Here is a 7,134-nt window from a genome sequence, read left to right as displayed (position 1 = left end):
GAGAAATTTCGCGCACCAAAGCGAAGGCGTGTCGTACCCGCGCCGCCGTGAGCCCACGCCGTGTCAGCTCCCTGCGCAGAGTGACGCACTCTTCGTCCAACATCTTCGCATCGAGTGGTGCCAGCCGGGCAGCATGGCGATGTATACCCGGCAAGTAGGTACGCAGCCCTAGCCGACGTAACGCTGCGGGGCAGTGCAGCTTCGACCTGAGCCAATGCCACGGCGGCTCGAGGCTTCCCGGCGGCAGCAAGGTACGTTCGGGTCGCGACAGCACGTCAGCCGGCAGTTTCATCAGCGCCATGCAGGCCCTCTCATCGCTCGAAGAGCCTCAGGAAGGAGCGACGAAGGTCGCGCCAAAGCCGATAACCAAGCGGCTCAGGGCCGTGCTCGATGCGTACGTGAACCCTTCCACCCAAGTGCAGAGCGGTGTCACCACCCAGCAGGCCCGCAGCGGAGAAATCCGCCAGATAGTGACGCCGAAACGCCCGAGGGGCGCCATCCTCGGCCCTCGACGAGGGATCGACCGCCACATGGCCGCCGCCTTCCACGCTCAGCACCGGGCCGGGAATCGTGTGATCGGAGCTGGGCGAAACCCACAGCAGAGTGCCAGCGGCATCGCGCTCATGGCCCGGCAGGCGCAGGCGTACCCGGCGAGTATCCTCACGCACCCGCTCGACCTGGTGGTCAGGCAGCAGGGTACGAATGCGCAGGTCCTCAGGGCGCACCACGACGGCGACCCCAGCACCACGCTGTAGATAGCTGCCCAGCACAGGTGCGCCTTGCGGCATGAGCAGTAGACCGGAATGAGGGGAAGTCAGCACCGTGGCATCGGCACGCTGTCGCGCATCGTCCAGCTGGCGCTGCACGGGGATCAACGTTTCGCGCAGGATGGCGGCCGTCTGCGTATCGCGAACGCTGGCCACCAACTCCTGTTCGATCTCCCGGCTTCGCGCCTCGAGCAGCCGGACCTCGGCACCGAGCTCCGGAGCGGCGATTCGCATCAGCGGGTCGCCGGCTGCTACCTGCTGGCCATCCTCCACCCAGATCTCCGCGAGTTCACCACTGACACCCACCCGCACCTGGGCCGGCTCACGGCTATCGATCATCCCATGAACATGGGTGGCATAGGGCAGCGGGACCTGAAACAGCAGCAGCGCGACGACGGCGAGACCGCCCAGCATCCAACTCCAGGCGCGGCTGCGTGAACCTTGCATCGAATCATCCACGGTCATGGCCTTCAGCACCTTGAACAGGGGGAGCAGCAACGTCATGGTCACCGACCACATGGCCAGAATGACGCCTATGAAGAAATACTTGGTGGCTACGAACACGGCAATGGCCACCATGATCACCAGACGGTAGCCGAAAGATGCCAATGAGTAGCCGACCAGCCAGCAGGCTTCCCCACGGGAGCGTGCCTGACTGGTGACGTCGCGTCGGCCCAGAAAATAGCGTTTCACCACGTAACCCAGCTGCTGGTTGGCGCGGTTGAACATGTTGGGTATTTCCAGGTAATCCGCAAGCACGTAATAGGCATCGAAGCGCAGCAGCGGGTTGCCGTTGAAGAGCAGCGTCGAGACCCCGGCAATGAGCATTACATTGAACGCCACCGCCCGCAGCAGGCCCGGCTCGGCCACTGCCCATACCAACATGGCCAGCGCTGCCAGAAACAGCTCCACCATGATGCCGGCAGCCCCTACCAACATGCGGCGCGACTTGTCCGGGCAGGCGGCCGCCGCACTGGCATCCACATAAGGCACCGGAAAGAAAACCAGCAACATCACGCCGATCTCATGCACTTCGCCGCCGGCGTCCTTGGTTGCCCAGGCGTGCCCCAGCTCGTGCAGCGCCTTGATCAGGGGGTAGATCAACGCCAGCATCAACAAATTGCCGATGCCGAATACCCGGTCGGCCAGGTTGGCGCTAAGGGATTGCCAATGCACGCCCGCCACTACCAGCGCCAACAGTAAAGTGCCCAGCCAGATGGCCCCGCCCAGCGGGCTGATGAAAGGGCGCACCAGCGGATAGCTGGCCGTGATGAAACGCTCGGGGTCGAGCAGCGGGATACGGATCCCCAGGGGCGAGCGAATCACTTGCAGCCATTTGCCGCGCTTCTGCTTCTCCTGGCGTCGCGACAGCTCATCGACATTGATGTCGCCATAGCCCGAAAGTACATTGGCCCCGTGCAGGCGGCCGATCAGTGCAATCAACTCCTGCTGAGTCGGCATGGCGTCACCCAGCGAGGCGCTGACCTGGTCCCAGATTTCACTCAGACTGCGTTTGCCATCCAACCGACCGATGATCTGATAGGCCTCGGGGGTGAAGCGGTGGACCTGACCGGTCAGGGTATCGTGCAGAACGTACCAGGGCTCACCGCGATATTCATGCCGATGCAGGTTGGCATGGTGGCGCAAGCGCAAGCGCAGGTCTGCCACACGGTGCCAGTGCTGACTGAATAACGGGCCGGCCATGTCTCAACCCCACCAGCGCCATAGCGTCAGGCGAAGCCAATCCATCAGCTCCCGTGTCCAGATGGATATCAACTTTCCCTCACCGGCGTCGATTCTACCCACCCCTTGAAGCCCCGGGCGCAGCGCACGCAGGGCCTCTCCGCCGGCATCGGAGCCTGCTCGTTCCAAGCGGGCCTCGACCACGAAACGCGTACTGCCATCGCCACTGCGGGTACGAGGCGTGATCCGCTCGATGACGAAGGGCAGACGCTCGCCGGTCATCGCCGCGAGTACCAGCTCGCCCCGCTGACCTACCTCTACGTCATCGATACGCCGCTCCGCTACTTCCAGTTCGAGCCGAAAATCGTCCAACGGCGACACCCGGAACAGTTCCTCGCCCGCCTCAACGGCCCCACCAAGGCGCTGGGTCAGGTCGCCACTGACCACCACACCGTCGAAGGGAGCCAACAGCGTGGAGCGCTCGAGCCTGGAATCGACCAGCGCCAGCCGGGCCTGGGCCTGATCGCGCTGTGCCGCCAGCACGTTGAGAGCGGCGCGATCGCCACGTGCCCGCATCTCCTGCTCCTGGCGTTCGAACTTGGCAAGCTCGCTCTGCCACTGCAAGCGTTCGAGCATCAGTTCGCGGGTATCCATGTTGGCCAGGGGCTGGCCTGCCTCCACGCGGTCGCCTGGACGCACCAAGGCAGCATCGATATAGCCACGAAACGGTGCCGTCATTACCCGCTGCTCACGGCTTTCCAGGGTGGCATCGGCTGCGATGCGATCTATCCCCGTGGCCAATGCGGAAAATGCCAACACACCGGCCAATGCCAGCCCCGTCAGTTTGTAACCCAGGTATCCCGACCCAAGCAGGCGACCCAACTGCTCGCCACCGGCCAGCACCACCTTCAGCGGCAATGGCCGGTCGTTGCGTCGCTTCTCGTCCAAAGCCCGTGCGCACAGCGCCAGCAAGCTTTCCAGCGCGGCGACCTCCTCGGCATCGAAGGGGGTATCACGCTCCAGGGTGACCGCGCCCAGAGGTTGCGCGCCATCCAGCAGCGGTATGCTGGCAATCGATGCCAGCCCCGTCATTTCACCCAAGGTGGCCTGAGCACGGATGACACCATGCTTCAGTTCCGGCACTTCGGGGGCCGGCCAGACGGCGCTGCTGCACTGATCGAGCGCCTCGTCCATGGCGGTTTCGGTTGCGCGTATGCGGTTCATCTTGCGATTGAACTGGGCGCTGTGGGAGATCTGTTCCACTCGCGTGCGCATTCCACGGCGCCACCCCAGGCTGACCCGCTCCGCTTCGAAATGGCTGGCCAGACGCGAAACGAGCTGCATACCGGCCGAAGAGAAACGGGGTTCGGCAAGCACCGCCGCGAGCAAGGAAAGATGCTGGGAGAGTCGCTCCTGACGCTGCCCGCCTGAACGGAATTCACGTTGAAGTGCGTCACGCTCCAGCGTTGCAACCCCATCCTCCAGGCGTTGCATGAGCGGCGGAAGAGCCGCCTGAATCGCCGCATTCTTTCCCTGCACGCCGAGCGGCAGGGCAATGCGCAAGGCCACCGCGCCCAGCAAGGCACTGCCAGACGGTTCGCCAGTGAGGGTCGTCAGGTCGCGCACGGGATAACCGATTGCCAGGCTCGTTTCGTCGAGCTGGCTGACCAGCCCACGGCCCGCCTCGCGCACCTCATCGGTGAGTGACAGCAGGGCCGTACCATCGGCCTGGCTCGGCCACAAGGCAACGGGCTGCCACTGCTCACCCTGACGCCACAGCACGATCCCCTGCGTTACGCTGGCTCCTTCGGGCCGCGGGGCCTGCTCGCAGTGCCGGACCAGCCAGCCCTGAACGCCCTGAATCTGCTGTTGCCAGGCCTGGATGGCCAGCGTTCCGCTATCGCCTAGCTGCATCAATCCTCGCTACGTACCGGACGGTACAGTCTGGCGCCGTGATAACAGGTCAGGAACGGTTGCCCATCGTCACCGATACCGAACGACAGGTTGCCCATGTTCTCGTCACCGTGGGCTGCAATCCAATCTGCGATATCGCCGCGCGCCGTGCTGCTCCATTCGCGCACCAGCCCCATCGCCAGCCCGGCTATCGATCCCAGCGGAAGCTGCGCCTGATGAAGATGAAGATTGAGCGAGCTTCGCAGGGTCGCTTGGTCGCCCTGACGCTCCTCGATACGAACCGTCAGCGGAGGCCAGGGAGCCTGGCGCAAGGCAAAGCTGACTTTAAGCTGCTCGATCACATCGGTGAGACTCATTGGCATCAAGGCAAGCTGCGCATCGATTGCCTGACAGGCTTGCGTCGCGGTCGGCAACAGCACGTAATCGGAAACTGCCGCCGCCTCGCCGGTCTGCCATTTCCAGGCACGGTAAAGCACATGGCGAAGCTCCGGTGACGGCGCTGCCGGCTGTTGCGCTTCCCAATAGGCCTTGCAACGACCGTCTTCCTCGCCAAGGTGAAGATAGTGCGGCATCTCCCCGGCGCTGGGCCGCAGCCCATCAAGGAAATCAACGGCATCTGCCGGCTGCATCCCCAACGCTTGCAGCAGCGAGGGCAAGCTCTGGGCCAGCGCCTCGGGTCCACAGGCCGCGATGGGCAGGCTGAACAGGAAGCGCTGTCTGGACCACTGCCCCGGACGGCACTTGGCCGAGCGCTCCATGCTGAAGGGCAGCTTGCGTTCAGTGAAGAAAGCCCGGATGCACTCGGCAGGCTCGCCCCCCACCAGAGGGGGCCGCTTGCTCTTGGACTCTGTGCTATTCATGCCTTATCGCTATCGTCATCGGCCAGGGACATAAGCTGCTGCCAGGTAGCGGCAGCCTGCTCACGGCGCAGGGCATCCATACGCGCGGGCTCGACACCCACGCCCTTGCGGGCGATCCCCCAGCCGCCGGCACCGGCCAGGGCTCCGACCAGGCCTGCGACCTCCAGACCCACCTCCTCTTCTTCACCGCCATCCTGGATGTCACCGGGCGATGAAGCTTCTTCCGGCATTTCGCTCTGGGGCATGGATTCCTCCACCGGCAACTCCAGCGGCTCGGCTTCGAGCATCTCGTCCTGCTGTTGCGCTGCAGCCTCATCAGCGTCCTCTTGCGCTGGCCCCTGCGGCGCGGGCGACGTATCACCGACACTGCCGGCCACTGCAGAGGCAACACTGGAACGCAAACCTGCACTGCCCGATCCCTGCTGTCGTTCGACCCACTCATCGATCAGTGCACGCAGCCCCTCCATGCCGCGAGCCTGGAAGCCGGGCTGGCCTTGGCGAGCGAAGATGTTGCCGTTACCCAGCAGCCCCTGGGGCGTCATGTCCAGCCACCCCATGACGTCCATGCCCGCCTCGCTGCGGTCCTCTTCGTAAAGGTTCTGCTGAGCCTGGCGGATCAAGTCCAGACGCCCTTGAGCCAGAGTCACGATGGAGGTGATCTGCTCGGCCTCGTTGGCGCCGCTCAGGGCAATACGAATCCGCGCATATTCCCCGATCATGGTGTCGAGTCCGAAGTTGCCGTCGAAGCCATCGTTACCGGCACCGCCGATGGCAATATTCCGACCCGAACCGGTAATGAGGACATCGTTACCGCCCTCGAAGTGATTGATGGTCTCTACCGTTATCATGGCCGAGGTACGGGTCACACGGCCGAAGTCGCCGAACAGGATGTCGTTGCCCGGGCCGCCGTTGAGGTAGTCGTCGCCCTTGCCGCCGAACATGATGTCGCGATCGGAGCCACCGTAAAGACGGTTGTTCCCACCCAGGTCGGTCCTGCCCGTCTCGGCGATGGTATAGCGCCCGCTGGCATCGCTCAGGATAACGCCCACATCACCGATGATGACGGTTTCACCTGCTTCGTTGGTGACATGATCGTTGCCGACACCGGCGATCACTTGGTCGTTGCCGGTACCGACGTGGATCACATCGTTGCCACCGGTCGACGCTCGGGTGTCCAGGCTCTCTACGCGCTGTCGAATACCATCGCGGGCCAGTATTCGACCGTTGTCACCGAGTACCACGTTGTCACCCGAAGTAACCGTGATCTCGTCGTTGCCGTAGCCACCGATGATCCAGTCGTTGCCTGCCCCACTGGTAATGGTGTCATGGCCGCCATGAGAGAAATGCAGCGAAGTGAAGGATAGAATCGCGCCATTTACATCGAACAACGCCTCGGCGTGGTCGCCGGCCAACAGATCGTGGCCATCCCCACTGCGAATGAGGTTGTTACCATCGCCACCTATCACCAGGTTGCCGCCGTTGCCGACGGTCACCTTGTCGTTACCTCCCAGGCCTGGGTTGGTGGATGTCGCCCGTGTGAGGAAGCCTGCCGCATTCCACGTCAACTCGCCCAAGTCGGCCAGTACGACGGCTCTTTGGTCTCCGGTCTTGACTGTATCGTTACCGGCACCGGCGATGATGGCGCTGAATCCGGCATTGATCTCAATACGGTCGTTGCCCCCAACATGCGGAGCAAGGCTGATCAGGCTGCGCAGAACCCCGCTTTCATCCCAACGAGCGCGGCCGTTGTCGCCAATGACGACATGCTCGCTGCTGAAATGAGCCTCGCTGATCGTCAGTGTGTCGTTTCCTGCACCGCCGATGAATACTACGTTTCCGGCATTGACCGCGAAGGTATCGTCGCCACCTACAGCATGGGCCAGGCTCTTCGCCTCGACGAGGGTACCCAG

The 7,134-nt window shown here is 63.5% G+C and carries 4 protein-coding genes and 1 pseudogene; all 5 read right to left on the bottom strand.

All coding sequences use genetic code 11. The features are described from left to right. A pseudogene (locus AC2VNO_RS19170) lies at nucleotides 1-301 on the bottom strand (preprotein translocase subunit SecA); the annotation flags it as partial. Nucleotides 302-311: 10 nt separating this feature from the next. Next, nucleotides 312-2,471: a peptidase M50 gene (locus AC2VNO_RS19165; protein WP_486935629.1), complete on the bottom strand. Its 2,160-nt coding sequence runs from the start codon at nucleotides 2,469-2,471 to the stop codon at nucleotides 312-314. 3 nt (nucleotides 2,472-2,474) lie between these two features. Continuing rightward, nucleotides 2,475-4,364, bottom strand: a complete 1,890-nt coding sequence (locus tag AC2VNO_RS19160) for a GAF domain-containing protein (RefSeq protein WP_486935628.1) — start codon at nucleotides 4,362-4,364, stop codon at nucleotides 2,475-2,477. Then, nucleotides 4,364-5,224, bottom strand: coding sequence for a hypothetical protein (locus tag AC2VNO_RS19155; protein ID WP_486935627.1), 861 nt, complete (start codon nucleotides 5,222-5,224; stop codon nucleotides 4,364-4,366). Before AC2VNO_RS19155 ends, AC2VNO_RS19160 begins: the two co-directional genes overlap by 1 nt. Next, the coding region (locus tag AC2VNO_RS19150) for a calcium-binding protein (RefSeq protein ID WP_486935626.1) at nucleotides 5,221-7,134 on the bottom strand (1,914 nt) is incomplete at its 5' end. The genes AC2VNO_RS19155 and AC2VNO_RS19150, both read right to left, overlap by 4 nt.

This window comes from Halomonas sp. TH-94, assembly GCF_057473365.1.
The sequence above is the reverse complement of the archived record's forward strand: the minus strand, read 5'-3'. Positions and strand labels throughout refer to the sequence as shown.